The organism is Pseudomonas sp. NBRC 111138 (genome assembly GCF_001320835.1).
Lineage (GTDB): Bacteria > Pseudomonadota > Gammaproteobacteria > Pseudomonadales > Pseudomonadaceae > Aquipseudomonas > Aquipseudomonas paracarnis.
The window spans coordinates 1-18,486 of sequence record NZ_BCBO01000080.1 but is presented as its reverse complement, the minus strand read 5'-3'; the positions used below and the strand labels follow the sequence as shown (position 1 = coordinate 18,486).

Annotated in this window: 18 protein-coding genes and 1 pseudogene; 9 read left to right on the top strand and 10 right to left on the bottom strand. The window is 60.0% G+C overall.

What is annotated here, in order from left to right; translation table 11 throughout:
• Positions 1-31 precede the first annotated feature (31 nt).
• A complete protein-coding gene (locus APH41_RS14910; RefSeq protein WP_254914269.1) occupies positions 32-736 on the bottom strand; it encodes an NADPH-dependent F420 reductase in 705 nt (234 codons plus the stop codon).
• 66 nt (positions 737-802) lie between these two features.
• Here APH41_RS14910 and APH41_RS14905 point away from each other — a divergent pair, with 66 nt between their 5' ends.
• Positions 803-1,699 (top strand): LysR family transcriptional regulator, encoded by an 897-nt coding sequence (locus APH41_RS14905; protein ID WP_054919813.1) that lies wholly within the window; start codon positions 803-805, stop codon positions 1,697-1,699.
• Positions 1,700-1,891: 192 nt separating this feature from the next.
• Positions 1,892-2,221 carry a YXWGXW repeat-containing protein gene (locus tag APH41_RS14900; protein ID WP_054920036.1) on the top strand — a complete coding sequence of 110 codons (330 nt, stop codon included), beginning with the start codon at positions 1,892-1,894 and terminating at the stop codon, positions 2,219-2,221.
• A gap of 136 nt (positions 2,222-2,357) precedes the next feature.
• Here APH41_RS14900 and APH41_RS14895 read toward each other — a convergent pair whose 3' ends face one another.
• The 4 genes from APH41_RS14895 to APH41_RS14880 all read right to left on the bottom strand — a co-directional run bounded on the left by APH41_RS14895 (position 2,358) and on the right by APH41_RS14880 (position 5,526).
• Positions 2,358-2,753: a PIN domain-containing protein gene (locus APH41_RS14895; protein ID WP_054919810.1), complete on the bottom strand. Its 396-nt coding sequence runs from the start codon at positions 2,751-2,753 to the stop codon at positions 2,358-2,360.
• On the bottom strand, positions 2,750-3,064 hold the full coding sequence (locus tag APH41_RS14890) for an AbrB/MazE/SpoVT family DNA-binding domain-containing protein (protein WP_172415459.1): 315 nt from the start codon (positions 3,062-3,064) through the stop codon (positions 2,750-2,752). The genes APH41_RS14895 and APH41_RS14890 overlap by 4 nt, the downstream gene beginning before the upstream one ends.
• Before the next feature lie 115 nt (positions 3,065-3,179).
• Positions 3,180-4,553, bottom strand: a complete 1,374-nt coding sequence (ppnN, locus tag APH41_RS14885) for a nucleotide 5'-monophosphate nucleosidase PpnN (protein WP_032892811.1) — start codon at positions 4,551-4,553, stop codon at positions 3,180-3,182.
• 148 nt (positions 4,554-4,701) lie between these two features.
• Entirely contained in the window at positions 4,702-5,526 is an 825-nt protein-coding gene (locus tag APH41_RS14880) for an aspartyl/asparaginyl beta-hydroxylase domain-containing protein (RefSeq protein WP_032900476.1), read from the bottom strand.
• A gap of 276 nt (positions 5,527-5,802) precedes the next feature.
• On the opposite strand from APH41_RS14880, the gene fabV reads away from it, so the two are divergent.
• Positions 5,803-6,996, top strand: coding sequence for an enoyl-ACP reductase FabV (fabV, locus tag APH41_RS14875; RefSeq protein WP_054898637.1), 1,194 nt, complete (start codon positions 5,803-5,805; stop codon positions 6,994-6,996).
• A gap of 305 nt (positions 6,997-7,301) precedes the next feature.
• Positions 7,302-7,925: an HAD family phosphatase gene (locus tag APH41_RS14870; protein ID WP_054919808.1), complete on the top strand. Its 624-nt coding sequence runs from the start codon at positions 7,302-7,304 to the stop codon at positions 7,923-7,925.
• Here the strand turns inward: APH41_RS14870 and APH41_RS14865 are convergent.
• Positions 7,922-8,827, bottom strand: a complete 906-nt coding sequence (locus APH41_RS14865) for a LysR family transcriptional regulator (RefSeq protein WP_054919799.1) — start codon at positions 8,825-8,827, stop codon at positions 7,922-7,924. The genes APH41_RS14870 and APH41_RS14865 overlap by 4 nt on opposite strands.
• A gap of 102 nt (positions 8,828-8,929) precedes the next feature.
• Here APH41_RS14865 and APH41_RS14860 point away from each other — a divergent pair, with 102 nt between their 5' ends.
• Positions 8,930-10,099 carry an aspartate aminotransferase family protein gene (locus APH41_RS14860; RefSeq protein ID WP_054919797.1) on the top strand — a complete coding sequence of 390 codons (1,170 nt, stop codon included), beginning with the start codon at positions 8,930-8,932 and terminating at the stop codon, positions 10,097-10,099.
• Between the two features lie 143 nt (positions 10,100-10,242).
• On the opposite strand, the gene punR is transcribed toward APH41_RS14860, so the two are convergent.
• Positions 10,243-11,157 (bottom strand): DNA-binding transcriptional activator PunR, encoded by a 915-nt coding sequence (gene punR, locus APH41_RS14855; RefSeq protein WP_054919795.1) that lies wholly within the window; start codon positions 11,155-11,157, stop codon positions 10,243-10,245.
• A gap of 122 nt (positions 11,158-11,279) precedes the next feature.
• Here punR and punC point away from each other — a divergent pair, with 122 nt between their 5' ends.
• Positions 11,280-12,464, top strand: coding sequence for a purine nucleoside transporter PunC (gene punC, locus APH41_RS14850; RefSeq protein WP_054919792.1), 1,185 nt, complete (start codon positions 11,280-11,282; stop codon positions 12,462-12,464).
• Positions 12,465-12,602: 138 nt separating this feature from the next.
• Here the strand turns inward: punC and APH41_RS14845 are convergent, their stop codons facing one another.
• Positions 12,603-13,436, bottom strand: coding sequence for a hypothetical protein (locus APH41_RS14845; RefSeq protein WP_034126675.1), 834 nt, complete (start codon positions 13,434-13,436; stop codon positions 12,603-12,605).
• A gap of 157 nt (positions 13,437-13,593) precedes the next feature.
• On the opposite strand from APH41_RS14845, the gene APH41_RS14840 reads away from it, so the two are divergent.
• Positions 13,594-15,096, top strand: coding sequence for a nucleobase:cation symporter-2 family protein (locus APH41_RS14840; protein ID WP_032892803.1), 1,503 nt, complete (start codon positions 13,594-13,596; stop codon positions 15,094-15,096).
• Positions 15,097-15,210: 114 nt separating this feature from the next.
• Here APH41_RS14840 and APH41_RS14835 read toward each other — a convergent pair whose 3' ends face one another.
• Together APH41_RS14835 and APH41_RS14830 are read right to left on the bottom strand one after the other, a co-directional pair.
• Positions 15,211-16,143, bottom strand: coding sequence for a proline iminopeptidase-family hydrolase (locus APH41_RS14835; RefSeq protein ID WP_054919790.1), 933 nt, complete (start codon positions 16,141-16,143; stop codon positions 15,211-15,213).
• Between the two features lie 94 nt (positions 16,144-16,237).
• Positions 16,238-17,002 (bottom strand): LuxR family transcriptional regulator, encoded by a 765-nt coding sequence (locus tag APH41_RS14830; RefSeq protein WP_054919787.1) that lies wholly within the window; start codon positions 17,000-17,002, stop codon positions 16,238-16,240.
• 183 nt (positions 17,003-17,185) lie between these two features.
• On the opposite strand from APH41_RS14830, the gene APH41_RS14825 reads away from it, so the two are divergent.
• Both APH41_RS14825 and APH41_RS14820 read left to right on the top strand, forming a co-directional pair.
• Positions 17,186-18,073 (top strand): proline iminopeptidase-family hydrolase, encoded by an 888-nt coding sequence (locus tag APH41_RS14825; RefSeq protein WP_034126678.1) that lies wholly within the window; start codon positions 17,186-17,188, stop codon positions 18,071-18,073.
• Between the two features lie 3 nt (positions 18,074-18,076).
• Positions 18,077-18,486, top strand: a pseudogene (locus APH41_RS14820) (ABC transporter permease); the annotation flags it as partial.

Here is an 18,486-nt window from a genome sequence, read left to right as displayed (position 1 = left end):
ACGGTCAGCGGGCTTTTTTGTGGGGAAATGTTCAGGAGAGCGGCGGGTGTCGCTCCACCGGGGGCAGCTCAACCGCACGCTCGGCCGCCGCCAGCGCAGCCTTCAAGCCAGCCTGGTCCAGGCGCACGCAGTACGCCGGTTTGGCCCGCTCGAATCGCCAGCTTTCATCCAGCTCACCAGCGTCGACGGCATCGAACCCCAACTCATCGAGCAGCTGGGTCACGACGGCCTTCGCGGTGGCGTCATCCGCCGCGACGGGCAGCGCCCGCCGATCAGGTGCACCGTGAGGGCGGGCGTCTTGCGTCAGGTCGGGGGCGAAGATCGCGTTAAACACTTTCACCACGTGTGAATGTGTCAAATGGTCGGCCAGCAAGCGGCTGGTAGTCGTTTCAAAGCGGTCCAGCTCTGGGATATGCCCATCGCGGTCGGGGTAGTAATTGTTGGCATCCATCACCGTTTTACCCTCCAGCCATTGCGCGGGCACGCTGCGGTAGTGTTGAAAGGGAATCGCCACTAGCACCACATCGCCGAACCGTGCGGCATCGTCTGCGCTGCCAACTTGCACACCGAGTATGCCGCTTACCACGCTGCTCATGGTGTGCGGGCCGCGGGAATTGCTCAGCATCACCTCATGCCCGGCGGCCAAGGCCAGTTGTGCCACAGCACGCCCAATGAAACCTGCTCCAATTACGCCAATCTTCATGTGCTTGCTCCGATGGAAGTACGAAGTGGCTATGATGATTGGCAACCATTTGGTGATAAATCGCAGTTGTGGCGCGGCTGTTGTTACTAGGGGTAGGGAATGATGGATCGTTTATCAAGCATGAATGCCTTTGTGATGGCTGCTGAGCTCGGTTCCTACGTGCGTGCCGCTGAGCGCTTGAATATGTCACCGCAAATGGTGGCCAAGCATGTCACCGCCTTGGAACAACGCTTGGGCGCGCGCTTGCTTAACCGTACTACGCGAAGGCAAAGCCTTACGGAGTTGGGGAGCGCTTACTACGAACGTTGCAAGCACATCCTGACGGAGACTAAGGCGGCGGATTCCCTTGCGCAAATCATGAACGACACCCCGCGTGGCAAGCTGAAAATCACCGCTCCGGTGACGTTCGGCTCCTACAGCCTGATGCCGTTGATCACCGGATTCTTGCGTGACAACCCGGATGTGCAAATCGATCTGCACCTTACGGATCGTTTCGTCGACCTGGTAGAGGAGGGCTATGAGGCGGCCTTTCGTATCGGCCCCTTGGGGACCACTGGCCTGACCGCCCGGCCGCTGGCGCCGTATCGCCTGGTTGTCTGTGCGGCACCGTCCTATTTGCAGGCGCGGGGCACACCGATGACGCCGGCAGACCTTGAGCATCACGAATGCCTGGGCTATGCCTTCTGGTCGCGCCCGGCAGATCGTGAATGGGTGTTTTACCAAGGTGCGGTCCCGCACAGGGTGCAGGTAAGCAGCCGTTTGCAGATCAACGAAAGCAGGGCGCTGATGTCGGCGGCGCTGGATGGTTTCGGTATCGTGCTCGGCCCTGAAGACTTCTTGCGCAGGGCACTGGCCGAGGGCCAGTTAGTGCGGGTGCTGCCGGACTTTGACGCGCCAAGTCGATCAATGCATTTGGTCTACACCGCGAATCGGCAGCGCACGGCTAAGTTGCGGCGGTTTGTCGACGCCGTATTACAACGTTTTGGCTCGGTTTAAACGCGCGAGCTCTCTCACCTGTTCATGCAGATGCAGCGCCAGCAGTGCCCGTTCGACTTGAGGCCGGTGGGTTCAGCAATCTGACAGACATTTCCTGTTAAAAATAATCAAAGCCCATGCAGGAGCCCGGCTGGAATAAAGGCGGATTACTTTCTGATGCAGGTGCAGGGCGTTCGCGCCCGAGGGTTTTGTATGTTGTTACGTTATGCAGCATTGGCCGCCATGGTGGTGGCGGCGTCCGGGTGTGTACAAGAGCGTGTAGTACATGAACGCAGGCCGGTGCAACGTGAGTATGTTGAGGTGGTGGCGCCGCAGCCGCCTCCGGTGCAGGTGATAGAAGTCGAACCGGCGGTACGCGAGGGTTATATCTGGTCACGCGGTTACTGGCGTTGGGAAGGCGGGCGCTATGTGGCGGTGCACGGCCATTGGGAGCCGGTGCGCCAGGGCTATCGCTACGTGCATCCGCACTGGGTGCAGCGTAATGATGGCTACCATTGGCAGGTCGGTGGCTGGGTTCGCTGACCAAACCTCCTCACCCTTTCCTCTGTAGGAGCGAGCTTGCTCGCGAAAAACGTCAACGGTTACGCGGGCATTCAGGTTGCGCGCGGTGCCTGTGAGTTTTTCGCGAGCAAGCTCGCTCCTACACAAACAAAGCGGGCTAGCCGAGCCGTTTCATTCCCGCTGCCTTGGCCGCGTTCAGATCAAAGGTGGCGGTGTACTCGCACCCCGCCGCATGGCCACAGCGTTCAACCAGGCAGTCGGCAAAGTCGGCTTTGCCTGCGCTGAACTTGCGCAATGCCTGCCAGATGATATCGGCGTGCTCGACGGTCAGTTCCCGCGTGTGCAACAAGGTTTCCAACACCATCACCACCTCGCTTTTGGCCGACTGGTAGCAGGACTGCAACACCCACACCAGCTCCGTAAGCGTCACCAGGCTGACAAAGCCTGGCGAGGCGGCGGTGAGTGATTCGATGAGCTGGGACGCCTTGGCTGATTGAACCGGGTCGTCCTGGGTCACGTAACGCACCAGCACGTTGGTATCCAGGCCGATCATCCAGCTGTTGCTCCCTGGGCCGCGATGGCGCGGTTCATGTCTTCGATAGACACGGCATGGGCAGGCTTGCGGATCAAACCCTTGAGGTCCTTGACGGTTTTGCTCGCGGCAATCATGGAAAACTTGCCGTCTTCCATTTCGACGAATTCCACCCGGTCGCCTGTTTCCAGGCCCAGGGCTGTCCTGACCTGGACTGGGATGGTGATTTGCCCTTTTGAAGTGAGTGTGGCGGTGGCCATAGTGAAGATCTCCAACGTGATATTCCTTACCTTAAGGTAAGGAATGACGGAGGACAATATCCGTTGGTCCATAGGTCGCTCGCTGAGGTGAATGAGTCGGAATAGTAAAACCCTAGTCCGAACTCTTGTTCCTCACACGCGTTGCTATGTCCCAAACGAATATAAACTATGACCGACCGCCGCTGGCTTATTGCACCACGCGATAGCACGGCACATACGCCGCTCCGCCCGGCAGTTTCATGCGGTGCTGGGCCACGAACGCCTTCAATAATTCATCCAACGGTTTCATGATCGCCGGGTCGCCGTGGATCTCATACGGGCCGTTCTCCTCGATCAGGCGAATACCCTTGTCTTTGACGTTACCCGCCACGATCCCCGAGAACGCCCGGCGCAGGTTGGCCGCCAGTTCATGGGCCGGCAGCGCGTGGTTGAGTTGCAGGCTGGCCATGTTTTCGTGGGTGGGGTCGAACGGGCGCTGGAAGCCTTCGTCGATCTTCAGCAGCCAGTTGAAGTGGAACGCGTCGTTACGCTCGCGGCGGAATTGCTTCACCGCCTTGAGGCCGGTGGTCATCTGGCGGGCCACTTCAGCCGGGTCGTCGATGATGATCTGGTAATGCTTCTGCGCCGCTTCGCCCAAGGTGGCGCCGACGAACGCGTGTAATTGTTCCAGGTAAGGCGCGGCATGTTTCGGCCCGGTGAGCACCACCGGGAACGGCAGGTCGCGGTTGTCCGGGTGCATGAGGATGCCGAGCAGGTACAGGAACTCCTCGGCCGTGCCTGCGCCGCCGGGGAAGATGATGATGCCGTGGCCCACACGCACGAAGGCTTCCAGGCGCTTTTCGATGTCCGGCAAAATCACCAGCTCGTTGACGATGGGGTTCGGCGCTTCGGCAGCGATGATGCCTGGTTCGGTCAAGCCCAGGTAACGGCCATTGGTGATGCGCTGCTTGGCGTGGGAAATGGTTGCGCCCTTCATCGGGCCTTTCATCACGCCGGGGCCGCAACCGGTGCACACGTCGAGGCTGCGCAGGCCCAGTTCGTGCCCGACTTTCTTGGTGTATTTGTATTCTTCGGTGTTGATCGAATGGCCGCCCCAGCACACCACGATCTTCGGCTCGACACCCGGGCGCAGCGTACGGGCGTTACGCAGCAGGTGGAACACGTAATCGGTGATGCCTTGGGAGTTGCTCAGGTCGATACGCTGGCTATCCAGCTCGTTCTCGGTGTAGACGATGTCGCGCAGGGCGCTGAACAGCATTTCGCGGGTGCTGGCAATCATTTCGCCATCGACGAAGGCATCGGCGGGGGCGTTGAGCAGTTCCAGGCGTACGCCGCGGTCCTGCTGGTGAATACGCACTTCGAAGTCTTTGTAGGCGTCGAGGATGGTCTTGGCGTTGTCGATATGCGCGCCGGTATTGAGAATCGCCAGGGCGCATTGGCGGAACAGGGTGTAGATGCTGCCGGTACCGGCTTCGCTCAGTTGCTGCACTTCACGTTGGGACAGGGTTTCGAGGCTGCCCTTGGGGCTGACGGAGGCGTTGATGACTTGACGTTGGGGCATTCTGATTCCTTGAAAGCATAGCCACCGCGCCCGCTAGGGGGCGATGGCTTGAGAATGGTGAGCGCCAATTAAGGTCGCACGAGACGGTTATTTACCTCAGGCGCAAGGCCCAGCGCAAATGCCGTCCAATACCATCATGCCGCAGAACTTACTGAATCAGCTTCCAGTTTTTGTAGAAAACCCGACGCAGGGTAAAGACCAGGCCGGCAAACCCTGCGATCACGGCGTTGAGCACCGAGGGCAGCAGGGTCGGGCGCACAATATCAATGAACAGGCAGTAGCGTTTGGCGTCGTTTTTGTTGAAGGAGGCGTGCATCAGCGTGTCATCGAAGATAAACAGCGGGTCGTCGTGCCAGTAGTGCTTGTGCTTGCCCACCTGGATGTACACGCCCTCATGGTGCGGTGCCGGCGCCATGTTGTAGAGCACACGGAACATCATGCGCAGGGGGCCGAAGTGGAACGAGGTCGAGCGGTTCTCGTTGAACACCGAGACGCCGATGGTTTTCACGAACGGCAGTTTCTTGCGCAGCTGCGGGATATCCAGGGTGGTTTCGATCGGGCGACCGTACCACTGGAAGAACAACATGCCGCGTTTCTTCTCGGCCATGCGCTCGTCCAGGTAGCTGATGATTTCATCCTTGCGGGCCATGGCGTCGTCGATCACCTGTTGCAGGTCTTCGCGCCAGGCCGGTGGCAGGTCGTTCATGGTGTAGACATGCCGGTTGCGGCTGCTGAGCAGGTCGAGCAGGGTGTTGAACGGTGCCAGCACCCAGGTATTACGACCGTTGCCGATAAAATACTTCTTGATGGTGTCGCGGTCGTACAGGCCGTTACGCAGGAAGTCATAAACGCCGCAGCACACCACCAACAGCAGAAACACCAGGCAACTGCGCGGGAAACAATAGATCAATAGCAGAACGCCGAGTACCCACGCCAGGGATACCAGCTTCTTGCCGACAGCATTTTTGCTCATGAAACGAGGCTCCAAAGCCGAAACATATTGAAACAATCTCGTCATCATAGGGGTTTATGGAGCCGGCAGGCGTTTTTAAATAGGGTGAAATTGTGAAGCTGCTGCACAATTTGTAACCGTTGCCGTGCAGGCTCCGACGTTTTGTGGATTGAATTTTGAGAACAGAAGATTTGCGACTATCGTGACGCTTCGGTTTTTCAGGCGTCATAGACCGGTACGATTGAAGTTGAATGGCCACTATTGGCCTTCGGCACCTTGGAAGAGGCAGAAATTTTTATGATCATCAAACCGCGGGTTCGTGGCTTTATCTGTGTGACCGCTCACCCTGTTGGCTGTGAAGCGAACGTCAAAGAGCAGATCGACTACGTAACCAAAAACGGCGTCATCGAGGGCGGCCCTAAAAAGGTACTGGTCCTCGGTGCCTCCACCGGCTACGGCCTGGCCGCGCGCATCAGTGCTGCGTTTGGCTGTGGCGCCGACACCCTGGGCGTGTTTTTTGAGAAAGAAGGCGAAGAAGGCAAGCTGAGCTCCGCCGGCTGGTACAACAGCGCGGCGTTCGAGAAGTTTGCCGTGGAAAAAGGCCTGTACGCCAAGAGCATCAACGGCGACGCGTTCTCCGACGAGATCAAGCGCCTGACCATCGAGACCATCAAGAAAGACCTGGGCAAGATCGACCTGGTGGTCTACAGCCTGGCCGCGCCACGCCGTACCGACCCGCAAGGCGTGGTGCACACCTCCACCCTCAAGCCAATCGGCAAGGCCGTGACCCTGCGCGGGATCAACACCGACAAGGGCGTGGTGGTCGACACCACGCTTGAGCCTGCGACCCAGGAAGAAATCGACGGTACCGTGAAGGTCATGGGCGGCGAAGACTGGCAGCTGTGGATCGACGCCCTGCGTGACGCCGATGTATTGGCCGAAGGCGCCAAGACCACCGCGTTCACCTACCTCGGTGAGAAGCTGACCCAGGACATCTACTGGAACGGCTCCATCGGCGAAGCCAAGAAAGACTTGGACAAGAAAGTTTTGACCCTGCGCGAAAACCTCGCTGCGCTCAAGGGCGACGCCCGTGTGTCGGTGCTCAAGGCCGTGGTCACCCAGGCCAGCTCGGCGATCCCGATCATGCCGCTGTATCTGTCGCTGCTGTTCAAGGTGATGAAAGAGCAGGGCACCCATGAAGGCTGCATCGAGCAGGTCTACGGCCTGTTCAAGGACAGCCTGTACGGCAGCGAGCCGAAACTCGACGCCGATGGCCGCCTGCGTGCCGACCTGGCCGAGCTGGAGCCGAAGGTCCAGGATGCCGTGGCCGCGCTGTGGAACCAGGTGACCGACGACAACGTCAACGAGATCAGCGATTTTGCCGGTTACAAGGCCGAGTTCCTGCGCTTGTTTGGCTTTGAGGTCGACGGCGTGGATTACGACGCGGATGTGAACCCGACCGTCAAAATCAACGGCCTGATCCAGGCTTAAAACGCGGTAAAAAATGTGGGAGCGGGCTTGCCCTGATGCCAGTCAGTTAACGCAAATCCCCTGTGGGAGCGGGCTTGCCCGCGAAGGCGGTGTGTCAGTCGCAGCATCTGAGGCTGTACGACCGCTTTCGCAGGCAAGCCAGCTCCCACATTTGATCTTCGTTGTTTTGAGCATTGCGTTCGCTCAATGAGGCCATGCCTCCTCCCACCTGTCTTTTCAGACACTTCTTACATCTCGGCGGCCGCCTCCCTCTTTCAGATCTGTCAGACTCCAGCAGCTATCAAGCCACGCTAACGGAGGATCTGATGACGATTCGTGCAGTAGTTTTTGATTTCGGCGGTGTCCTGTTCGACTGGAGCCCGCAGCACCTGTACCGCAAGCTGATTGCCGACGACGTCGAGCGCCAGTGGTTCCTCGACACCATCTGTACCCAGGACTGGAACACCGAGCAAGATGCCGGGCGCTCCCTGGCTGAAGCCACCTGCACCCTGGTTGCCCAATACCCCGAACACACGACCCTGATCCAGGCTTATTACGAGCGCTGGCCCGAAATGCTGCGGGCTGAATTACCCGAGGGCGTGGCGATTCTCGAAGCGTTGCATCAGGTTGAGATGCCGCTGTTCGGGCTCACCAACTGGTCATCTGAAACCTTCCCTTACGCCCGGGCCAACTATCCATTCCTGACGCGTTTTCGCGACATTCTGGTGTCCGGCGAGGTGAAGTTGATCAAGCCTGACCCGGCGATCTACCACGCCAGCCTCACCCAAGTGCGTGCGCACCTGCCGGATGTCCAGGCCAGTGAAGTGGTGTTTATCGACGACGTCGCCGGCAACATCGAGGCTGCCATTGCGTTGGGCTGGCAGGGCATTCATCACGTATCGGCCGAGCGCACCGCTGCGCGTTTGCGTGAGTTGGGCGTGGCGTTCTAGCGCGCCCATTTCTCCATTACAAAGTCGACGAACGCCCGCAGCTTGGGCAGGCGGTAGCGGTCTTGGCGATACATCAGGTGCATGGGGCGGCTGGGCAGTTTATAGGTGGTCAGCAAGGCCACCAGCTTGCCGCTCTCCAGGTCCGGTTGCACCAGGGCATCGGCCAACATGCTGATGCCCATGCCGTTGATGGCGGCCTGGCGCAAGCCTTGGGAGCTGTTGATGGTCAATGAGCCAGACACCGGCACCTCCACTTCACCTTCATCGCCGGTCATGCGCCAGAGTTTATCGGTATCGCGCCAGTTGTCGTTCGCGGGGTAGGCGAATGCCAGGCAGTCATGCTGCTGCAGGTCATCCGGGGTGTGCGGTGTGCCGCGTCGCGCCAGGTAGGCAGGGGAGGCGCAAAGGGTAAGGGTATAGGCCTGCAGAGGCCGGGCGATCAGGCTGGAGCTTTCCAGTTCGCCGAGACGGATCGCCACGTCAAAACCGCTGTCGACCAGGTCCATGCGCTCATTGCTCATCACCACGTACAGGTCGATAAGTGGGTAGCGCTGGGAAAACTCACTCAAGGCCGGCACCAGGCGTTCGGTGCCGAACACCGGGGGCGCGGTTATGCGCAGGCTGCCTTTGGGGGTTTCGCTGTGGACCTGCTCGGCCAGCAGCTCGGAGTCGGCCACCAGCCCCAGCACTTCCAGGCAGCGCTGATAATACTGCCCGCCAAATTCGGTGAGGTTTTGTTTGCGCGTGGTGCGTTTGAGCAAGCTGACGCCAAGCCGTTGTTCCAGCGCTCGCAGATGGTTGCCCACCATGGTGGTCGAAATCCCGCATTCCTGCGCGGCGGCGGTCATGCTGCCGGTCTCGACGACTTTCACGTACACCGACATTGCCTGGAACAGATCCATTATCAAGCCCTGGTTTAAAGTTATTGCAGCAATTCTGCGTTTATCCAGCGAGGGTGGTTAACCATACTTGATCCACCCCAACGATGCACTGGAGCCGCCACCATGACCGCCGCCTGCCTGATGAGCACTTATCAACCCCTGGCCCTGAGCTTCACCCGCGGCCTGGGCACGCGCCTGTGGGACCAACAGGGCCGCGAATACCTGGACGCCGTGGCCGGCGTGGCGGTGACCAATGTTGGTCATTCCCACCCCAGGTTAGTGGCGGCCATCAGCGAACAGGCCGGCTTGCTGCTGCACACCTCCAACCTCTACAGCATCGACTGGCAACAACAATTGGCCCGGCGCCTGGCCCAACTGTCCGGGCTGGACCGCGCGTTCTTCAACAATTCCGGCGCCGAGGCCAACGAGACGGCGCTGAAGCTGGCGCGTTTGCATGGCTGGAAAAAAGGCATCGAACAGCCGTTGGTGGTCGTGATGGAGAACGCCTTCCACGGCCGCACGCTAGGCACCATGGCTGCCAGCGACGGGCCTTCGGTGCGCCTGGGGTTCCAGCGATTGCCCGGCGATTTCATCAAGATTGGGTTTGGCGACATGGCGGCTCTGGAGGCGGTCACCGCGCAGTTCGGTACACGCATCGCGGCGGTACTGCTTGAACCAATCCAAGGTGAAAGTGGTGTGTTGGTGGCGCCACCAGGCTACCTGAAAGCCATGCGCGATCACTGCACGCGCCACGGCTGGCTGATGATGCTCGACGAAATCCAGACCGGCATCGGGCGCACCGGCACCTGGTTTGCTTTCCAGCACGAAGGCATCGTGCCGGACGTGATGACCCTGGCCAAAGGCCTGGGCAATGGCGTGCCCATCGGCGCCTGCCTGGCCCGCGCTGCCGTCGCTGAGCTGTTCACCCCAGGCAGCCATGGCAGCACCTTTGGCGGCAACCCGCTGGCGTGTCGCGTCGGGTGTACGGTGCTGGAGATTATCCAGGAGCAAGGCTTGCTCGAGAACGCTGCGTGCCAGGGAGAACACTTACTGGCGCGGTTGCGGATGGAGTTGGAGGAACATCCGCAGGTGCGGGCGATTCGTGGCAAGGGCTTGATGATCGGCATTGAACTGGCCAGCCCTTACCGCGACCTGGCCCAACGGGCAGCGCAGGAGCATGGGCTGTTGATCAACGTCACGCGGGGCAAGGTCATTCGCCTGTTGCCGCCACTGACGCTGGAGCGCAAGGAAGTGGAGATGATCGTGCGAGCCATCACCCGCCTACTGGACTGAAAGACGATGCTCGTTCCCACGCTATGCGTGGGAACGCCTCCTGTGACGCTCCGCGTCACGCGTTAAGAGCGGACGCGGAGCGTCCAGGGCAGCATTCCCACGCAGAGCGTGGGAACGATCAGCAATCAGCAGCGTGGGAGTGATCAGAAAGAGGGGCCATTCAGCCATTCCTGGTTCATCGTTTCGGTGTCCCCCAAGTACTCCAACAACCACGCCATGGCCGGCGACAGTTTGTTCTGCGCCCACGCCACACACGACGGGCTGGCCGGAAATGGCCGGCTCAATTGCAGCGCCACCAACTCCCCGCGCTCGATCCATGGCAACACCTGATGGGCCGGCGCCATCCCTACACACAGGCCATCGCGCAGGCAATCCAGGGCCGACGCCCAGTTGGGCACCACCAGGCGGCGCTGGTTATCCAGGGTCCAGGTGTCGCGCTTGGGCAGGTTGCGGGAGGTGTCGGTCATGCACAGCGAGGCAAAGGGGCGCAGTTGGTCATCACTGAGCAAACCTTCCACCGCCGCCAGCGGGTGCCGGGCGCTGACCACGCACAGCCAGTTCAACAGGCCCATGTCGCGGAAGCTGAAGTGGCTGGCCACCGGCACCGCGCTGGTGGCGCCGATCACGATGTCGGTGCGTTCATCGGCCAACGCATCCCACACGCCGTTGTACACCTCGTATTCGAGCAGCAATTCCACTTCGGGAAACTGCCGATAGAAGTCGAGCACCAATTGCCGGCAGCGCTGGGGTTTGACGATGGAGTCCACGGCCACCTTCAACTGGCCGCTCCAACCATTGGCCACCTGTTGGCACAGGCGCCGGGTGCCGAGCATTTTTTTCATCACGCCGCGGGCTTCGTCGATAAACAGGCGGCCGGCAGGGGTCAGTTCCACGTCGCGATGCCGACGCACAAACAGCGGCACGGCCAACCATTCTTCGAGCTGACGCACGGTGTAGCTGATGGCCGACGGTACACGGTGCAGTTCCTGGGCGGCGGCGCTGAAGCTGCTGTGACGGGCGACGGCGTCCACCACATCCAGGGAATATTCCGACCACATAGGTACTGCCTTCAAAATTATTGATAAGAGTGTCCAATTATTATCGCTTCACACAGATATTGTCAGCCTCATAATGGGCGACAGTCAGCAAATAGTTTGATGGCAGTATCTACAAGGCTTCGATGAAAAATTCTTTTGGTTTTACCTGGTATCTGGCGGGGCTGAGCATGCTCGGTTATCTCGCCATGGACATGTACTTGCCGGCGTTTGGCGCCATGGGCGAGCAGTTGAACATTGGTGCTGGCGCGGTGGGCGCCAGCTTGAGTATTTTCCTTGCCGGCTTTGCGCTGGGGCAGTTGCTGTGGGGGCCGCTCTCGGACCGCCTGGGGCGCAAGCCGATTCTGATCGCGGGCCTGAGCCTGTTTGTGCTCGGTTGCCTGGGCATGTTCTGGGTTCAGAGCGCGCCGCAACTGCTGGCCCTGCGCTTTATGCAGGCGATTGGCGTGTGTGCCGCCGCCGTCAGTTGGCAGGCCTTGGTGATTGATCGCTACCCGGCCGACAAGGCTCACCGCGTCTTCGCCAGCATCATGCCGTTGATGTCGCTATCGCCGGCCCTGGCACCGCTGTTGGGCGCCATGGTGCTGAATCACTTTGGCTGGCAGGCGATCTTCGGCGTGTTGCTGGTGGTGTCGTTGTTGCTGTTGTTGCCGACCTTGTTCCTGCGCAATGTGCCCAAGCGTTCGGAGCACAAGGGCAGCCCGGTGCGCCTGGGGTTTGGGCAATTGCTCACTTCTCGGGTGTTTACCGGCAATGTGATGATCTTCGCCGCCTGTTCGGCCAGCTTCTTCGCTTGGCTGACCGCCTCGCCGTTCATCCTCGGTGGCATGGGTTACAGCCCGAATGACATTGGCCTCAGCTACGTGCTGCCGACCCTGGCGTTTCTCGTTGGCGGCTACAGTTGCCGCAGCGCCTTGCAGCGCCTGCCGGGTAAAACCCTGCTGCCATGGTTGCTGGTCGCCTATTGCTTGAGCATGGTGGCGTTGTACCTGGTGGCCACCTTGAGTGTGCCGACCCTGACCACCTTGTTGATCCCGTTCTGTCTGATGGCGCTGTGCAACGGCGCCAGCTACCCGATTGTGGTGGCGAATGCGCTGATGCCCTTTGCGGAAAATTCCGGCAAGGCGGCGGCCCTGCAAAATACCCTGCAATTGGGCTTGTGCTTCGTGGCCAGCCTGTTGGTGTCGTCGATGATCGAGCAACCACTGTTGATCACGGTGATTGTGATGCTGGCGACGGCGCCACTGGCGGTGTTGGGCTATTGGCTGGCACGGCCGAAGGGCAACTCTTCCGAACTGGCCAACGCCTGAGCTGACAATACGATCAAACTGGTAGGAGCGAGCTTGCTCGCGAAAAACGTCAACGATAACGCGGGCTTTCTGAATGAACGCGGCGTCGGTGAGTTTTTCGCGAGCAAGCTCGCTCCTACAAAAAGCCTGCTTCTTCAGTCAGAACGTCACTTCCATGTTCAGCGTCGGTGTTGAGGTGCGGCTGCCACGGCCGCCGTCCACCCCGAACTTGTTATGCCAGTACTCATACCCCACCCCCAGATACAGGTTCGGCTTCACGCTTTTACCTGGTCGCACCGCCACCATCAGCGCTGTACGCATCAAGGCCTCCGCTGCCGTATCGCGGCCATGGTAGTCCTCGCCTTTTTCCCCGACGTAGTTAATGAACCCCTGGAATTTCGCCGCATGGTTGCCCACCTCGAACGGTCGCATCCAGGTCAGGTTGAGCATGTAGGTAGCGTCGAAGGTGTGGTTCGACTCTTGCGCGCCGGGAATGCCGGTGTGGTTCTTTTCCTTGTAGTACATCAGGCTCAGGTCCAGCACGCCGACAGTGTTGAACTTCAACGTAGGGCCAATCACCAAGGCGCGCTTCTTGGCGGAAGCGAAGTTGTTGTTGCGGTTGGCGTCGAAGCCCAGGGTCAGCGCGTAATCCTTGATCAGCCCCGTGCCCGGCGGCAAGTCGAACACGCGTGAGGCATACAGCTGATGCCGGTACACGGCGTACACCTCGCTGCCACCGTGGTCGGTGCCTTTGCGCGGGTCGCTGCTGTCGGACAGGAATACGTCGAGGTTGAGGAAATTGCTGCCGTAACGGTAGCCGCTGGCGTGGGTAAAACTGTAGATGCGCTTGCTGAAGTCGTCGGGGTTGTTCGGGTTGGTGAAGTGCTGCCCGTAGCGGAACCCGACGCTGTTGTTCATCCATTCCACCGCAACAGCCTCCCCGCCGCCGAGAAGGGTCAATGCGACGGTGGCGCCCTGTAGTGCCTTTTTCATTATTTTTGTCCTTTGGCGTTCTGGCTCGTGACGGCCGGATTGTTTTTGTAACGCCGTTGGAGGGTATCTTGTTCGATTGATTGTATACAACTCTATGGACATACAGTCTGAGCATTGCATACAGTGAGCGCACAACAAAAACAGAGAACCCCTCACCATGACTATCCCGAAGGCGTCACCGCAGCGGCCCGAAGATGAAAATCTGGGCGTCGCCGCCAACATGGCTTACGGCCTGCAGCATGTGCTCACCATGTATGGCGGCATCGTCGCCGTGCCGTTGATCGTCGGCCAGGCCGCCGGGTTGTCGCCGGCGGATATCGGTCTGCTGATCGCTGCATCGCTGTTTGCCGGTGGCCTGGCCACGCTTTTGCAAACCCTGGGCCTGCCGTTCTTCGGCTGTCAGTTGCCGCTGGTGCAGGGCGTGTCGTTCGCGGGGGTGGCGACCATGGTGGCGATTGTCGGCAGCGACGGTGCCGGTGGTGTGCCAGCGATTCTCGGGGCGGTGATGGCCGCGTCCTTTATCGGTTTGTTGATTACCCCGGTGTTCTCAAGGATCACCAAGTTTTTTCCGCCGCTGGTGACGGGCATTGTGATTACCACCATCGGCCTGACCCTGATGCCTGTAGCGGCGCGCTGGGCCATGGGTGGCAACAGCCGGGCGGCAGATTTTGGCAGCATGTCCAACATCGGCCTGGCCGCGCTGACCCTGGTGCTGGTGCTGCTGCTGAGCAAGATCGGCAGCGCAACGATCTCTCGCTTGTCGATCCTGCTGGCCATGGTGATCGGCACCGTGATCGCGGTGCTGCTCGGCATGGCGGACTTCTCTGGCGTCATGCAGGGGCCGATGTTCGGTTTCCCCACACCCTTTCACTTCGGCATGCCCACCTTCCATGTGGCGGCGATCATTTCCATGTGCATCGTGGTGATGGTGACGCTGGTGGAAACGTCGGCGGACATCCTGGCGGTGGGTGAGATCATCGACACCAAGGTGGACTCCAAGCGCCTGGGCAACGGCCTGCGTGCCGACATGTTGTCGAGCATGTTTGCGCCGATCTTCGGTTCGTTTACCCAGAGCGCATTCGCCCAGAACGTCGGCCTGGTGGCGGTGACAGGGGTCAAGAGTCGGTTTGTGGTGGCCACTGGCGGGGTGTTCCTGGTGGTGCTCGGCCTGTTGCCGTTCATGGGGCGGGTGATCGCGGCCGTGCCCACCTCCGTGTTGGGCGGCGCCGGGATTGTGTTGTTCGGCACGGTGGCGGCCAGTGGGATTCGCACGCTGTCGAAGGTGGATTACCGCAACAACATGAACCTGATCATCGTTGCCACGTCTATCGGCTTCGGCATGATCCCCATCGCCGCGCCGAGCTTCTACGATCAGTTTCCAAGCTGGTTCGCGACCATCTTCCACTCGGGCATCAGCTCGTCGGCAATCATGGCGATATTGCTGAACCTGGCGTTCAACCACTTCACCGCCGGCAACTCGGACCAGCAGTCAGTGTTTGTGGCGGGGACTGAGCGCAGCTTGTGCTTTCGCGACGTGGCTGCGTTGCGCGATGGGGATTACTACCGGGGTGGGAAGTTGTTTGATGCCGAGGGCAAGGAAATTCCCCTGGTAGCAGATACCTCAAAGAAAGCCGCAAAACCCGAAACCACTGAGGTTTAAACAGGTAGGAGCGAGCTTGCTCGCGAAAAACGTCAACGATGACGCGTGCTTCCTGAATAAACACGGCGTCTGATAGTTTTTCGCGAGCAAGCTCGCTCCTACAGAGGGCGGATTTCAGCCGGCCTTGAGGGCTTTGTGCGGCAACGAACACGCCTCATCCAGAAACTTCACCACCGTCCCCATGCACGCCTGGCGCTCTTCCACATGGGGCATGTGACTGGAGTCTTCAAACAGTGCCCAGCGCACGTCCGCTATCTCATCCAGGAATGGCTTGACCACCAACGGTGTGGCTTCGTCATGTCGACCGGAAATCACCAGGGTTGGCACCTTGATGGCTGACAGGCGGCCGATCACATTCCAGTCCTTCAAGCTGCCAATCACGTGGAATTCGGTCGGGCCGCTCATGGCGTGGTACACCGTCGGGTCGGCATCCACCTGGGCGAAGGTGCGTGCCACTTCTTCGGGCCACGGGTTGACCCGGCACACATGCTGGTCATAGAAAATCCGTGAGGTCGCCAGGTATTGCGGGTCTTGGTAGGTGCCGGCCTGCTCGTGCTTTAGCAGGGTTTCATGCACGCCTTCAGGCAACAGCTTGCGCAGGCGGTTGGCTTCGCTGACCCAGGTGCGCATGCAGGTGGGGGAGTTGGCAGGGATAAACGCGCGCAGGCCCTTGGGTTGCAAGATTGCGTGTTCGCTGCCGAGCATGCCGCCCCAGGATTGACCGAGGATCGCGTAGTTCTCACTGATTTGCAGGTGGTCCAGCAGGTTGTTCAACTCGTCGAGGAACAGGCCGATGGTCCAGAACGACGGGTCTTTTTCCGGTAAGTGCGTGGAGCGGCCGTTGCCCAACTGGTCGTAGTGGATGACCGCGTGGCCGCTGGCGGCGACGTCCTTGAAGGCGTCGACGTAATCGTGGGTGCAGCCCGGGCCGCCATGGATGATCACCAAGGGCGTGCGGCCTGTGGTCAGGTCGCCGGTGACGCGATACCAGGTCTGATAGGCGCCAAAGGGCGCGTAGCCTTCGCGAACTTTTTCGATGAATTCCATTTCGTACCCTGCTCTGAAAAAAAGGATCAGGGTTACGATAGTCTGAACAAAAAGTTTAGGTAACTAGCAAAACAGATAGGTTTTTGCCGAAAGCTCAACCTTCCAGCAAGCGGTAGTGGGTGGCGCGAACCACGGCCTGAACACGGTTCTTGGCGCCCAGTTTGTGCATGGCCGAGGCCAGGTGCAGAGTGACCACCGCTAGGGAGCGGCTCAATTGCGTGGCGATTTCGGCGGCGGTCAGGCCTTCAGCCGCCCATTTCAGGCATTCGCGCTCGCGCTTGGTCAGGCGTATGTGCGGATAAGCCCGCACCTCCTTGCTGAACAGCGGGTAAGCCGCTTCCTGGAGGGCATGGGTAATCAGGCTGAAATCGGCCAGCGTATGTTGGGCGTCCTTCAATACCGTGCGCGCCTTGCCGGTGCGCAACCCGGTCAGCGAGGCGAAGCCGCCCCGGGGCAGATGAATCGGCACGCTGACGCCGCAGGTCAGCTGACGCTCATGCAGATAAGAAGAAACGGGGGCGTGGCAGGGGTCGATGATCTTTTGCAGGGCCGTCTCAGTCTTGGCCTCATAGGACCAGACAAACGGCGACACTGTGCTCAGCGCCAGGTGTTGCACCGGGTCGATCTGGTAAAACCCTTCGCTGCACCATAAGGCGTGCCAATCGCTCGGTGTGTTGCGCAGTTGCAACAGCGAGGGCGTGATCAGTGCGCCGTTGAGGTCGATGGGCACCGGGGTGTAGTCATACACCAGGGCATCGAAGCCCAGTTGTTGGGCAAGGATAAACGTATTGTCCATCTGTTCATCCAGGCTCCTGCCCGGTATGAGGCGATTATTGAAGGCGGTCAGCTTGGCCAGCATCCGTTCTGCTCCCGAATTCATTTGAATCTCGACTTGCTGCAAGTAGAATGCCACGCCCCGGCGAAGGACTGCCAGGCCAAACCTATAAGAAATACTAGGTTATGGACGCACGGCATCCTCGGTAGTGTTGACCTGATAAACGGCCGCTACCCGCCAGGCCGATACAACACAAGGAATGTATGCATGTGGCGTGAAATTGCCCCCGACCAGCAGTACAACGTGCAAGTCGACGGCCATAACCTCGTGGTCTACAGCTTTGGCGAAGGCGATGAGGTGCTGCTGTGTCTCAACGGCGGGCCGGGCCTGCCGTGTGACTATCTGCGCGACGCCCATGGCTGGCTCAAAGCACATAACCTGCGAGTGGTTGCATTCGACCAGCTTGGCACGGGCGCATCAGCCAGACCGACCGATGCCTCACTGTGGGAAATCCGCCGTTATGTCGAAGAAGTCGAGACCGTGCGCCAGGCGCTGGGCCTGGGCCGCGTGCATCTGCTCGGGCATTCCTGGGGCGGTTGGCTGGGGATCGAATATGCCGTGCATTATCCCGGTGCGCTCAAAAGCCTGATCCTGGAAAACACCGTCGGCGACATTCCCCACCTGTCCCAGGAACTGGAGCGTCTGCGCGGCGCCCTGGGCAGCGAAACCGTGGCCATGATGCAACGCCACGAAGCCATGGGCACCCTCGACCACCCGCAGTACCAGGCCGCCATCACCTTGCTCAACTACCGCCACGTGTGCCGGCTCGACGAATGGCCAGAGCCCGTCAAGCGCTCCCTGGGTGACTGGAACATGGGGCCTTACGAAACCATGCAAGGCCCCAACGAGTTCCTCTATATCGGTAACCTCAAGGACTGGAACCGCCTCAAGGAAATGGCCGAGTTCACGATGCCGATCCTGATCACCACCGGCCAGCATGATGAACTCACCCCCGCCTGTGCGATGCGCATGAAACTTGCAGCCCCCCACGCCGAGTTGCATGTGTTCCCCAACAGCAGTCATATGCCTTTTTACGAGGAGCCACAGGCGTACTTCCCGGTGCTGCTGGACTTTCTCGCTCGCCACCGAGGCTGACGCATGGACCTGGCGCGCTACCGTTTTGTGTTGTCCCGGCCCCTGCAATTGCTGCCGGTGCTGCTGGGCATCAGCCTGATCACCTTCGTGTTGGTGCGCTCGATTCCTGGCGACCCGGCGCGTGCCTTGCTGGGTTCGCGCAGCACGCCGGATGCGCTGCTGAAGATCCGCGCCCAGTTCGGCCTCGACCAGCCCTTGTGGCTGCAATACTTTTACTTCCTGAAAAACCTGCTCAAGGGCGACCTCGGCCAATCGCTGCTGTACAAGGTCGACGCCCTCAAACTGATCGTCACCCGGATCGAGCCGACGCTGGTGCTGGTGCTGGGCAGCGTGGTGCTCGCTTTGTTGATAGCGGTGCCACTGGCAACGATTGCGGCGCGCCAGCAAGGCCGTTGGGCGGACAAGCTGATCCG

Excerpts from the sequence above, each read along its gene's own strand:
- fabV (WP_054898637.1), top strand. The coding sequence starts at position 5,803 with ATGATCATCAAACCGCGGGTTCGTGGCTTTATCTGTGTGACCGCTCAC.
- APH41_RS14880 (WP_032900476.1), bottom strand. The coding sequence starts at position 5,526 with ATGAGCAAAAATGCTGTCGGCAAGAAGCTGGTATCCCTGGCGTGGGTA.
- ppnN (WP_032892811.1), bottom strand. The coding sequence starts at position 4,553 with ATGCCCCAACGTCAAGTCATCAACGCCTCCGTCAGCCCCAAGGGCAGC.
- APH41_RS14840 (WP_032892803.1), top strand. The coding sequence starts at position 13,594 with ATGACTATCCCGAAGGCGTCACCGCAGCGGCCCGAAGATGAAAATCTG.
- APH41_RS14895 (WP_054919810.1), bottom strand. The coding sequence starts at position 2,753 with ATGATCGGCCTGGATACCAACGTGCTGGTGCGTTACGTGACCCAGGAC.
- punC (WP_054919792.1), top strand. The coding sequence starts at position 11,280 with ATGAAAAATTCTTTTGGTTTTACCTGGTATCTGGCGGGGCTGAGCATG.
- APH41_RS14900 (WP_054920036.1), top strand. The coding sequence starts at position 1,892 with ATGTTGTTACGTTATGCAGCATTGGCCGCCATGGTGGTGGCGGCGTCC.
- APH41_RS14860 (WP_054919797.1), top strand. The coding sequence starts at position 8,930 with ATGACCGCCGCCTGCCTGATGAGCACTTATCAACCCCTGGCCCTGAGC.
- APH41_RS14845 (WP_034126675.1), bottom strand. The coding sequence starts at position 13,436 with ATGAAAAAGGCACTACAGGGCGCCACCGTCGCATTGACCCTTCTCGGC.
- APH41_RS14825 (WP_034126678.1), top strand. The coding sequence starts at position 17,186 with ATGTGGCGTGAAATTGCCCCCGACCAGCAGTACAACGTGCAAGTCGAC.
- APH41_RS14835 (WP_054919790.1), bottom strand. The coding sequence starts at position 16,143 with ATGGAATTCATCGAAAAAGTTCGCGAAGGCTACGCGCCCTTTGGCGCC.
- APH41_RS14830 (WP_054919787.1), bottom strand. The coding sequence starts at position 17,002 with ATGCTGGCCAAGCTGACCGCCTTCAATAATCGCCTCATACCGGGCAGG.
- APH41_RS14890 (WP_172415459.1), bottom strand. The coding sequence starts at position 3,064 with ATGGACCAACGGATATTGTCCTCCGTCATTCCTTACCTTAAGGTAAGG.
- APH41_RS14905 (WP_054919813.1), top strand. The coding sequence starts at position 803 with ATGATGGATCGTTTATCAAGCATGAATGCCTTTGTGATGGCTGCTGAG.
- APH41_RS14865 (WP_054919799.1), bottom strand. The coding sequence starts at position 8,827 with ATGGATCTGTTCCAGGCAATGTCGGTGTACGTGAAAGTCGTCGAGACC.
- APH41_RS14870 (WP_054919808.1), top strand. The coding sequence starts at position 7,302 with ATGACGATTCGTGCAGTAGTTTTTGATTTCGGCGGTGTCCTGTTCGAC.
- punR (WP_054919795.1), bottom strand. The coding sequence starts at position 11,157 with ATGTGGTCGGAATATTCCCTGGATGTGGTGGACGCCGTCGCCCGTCAC.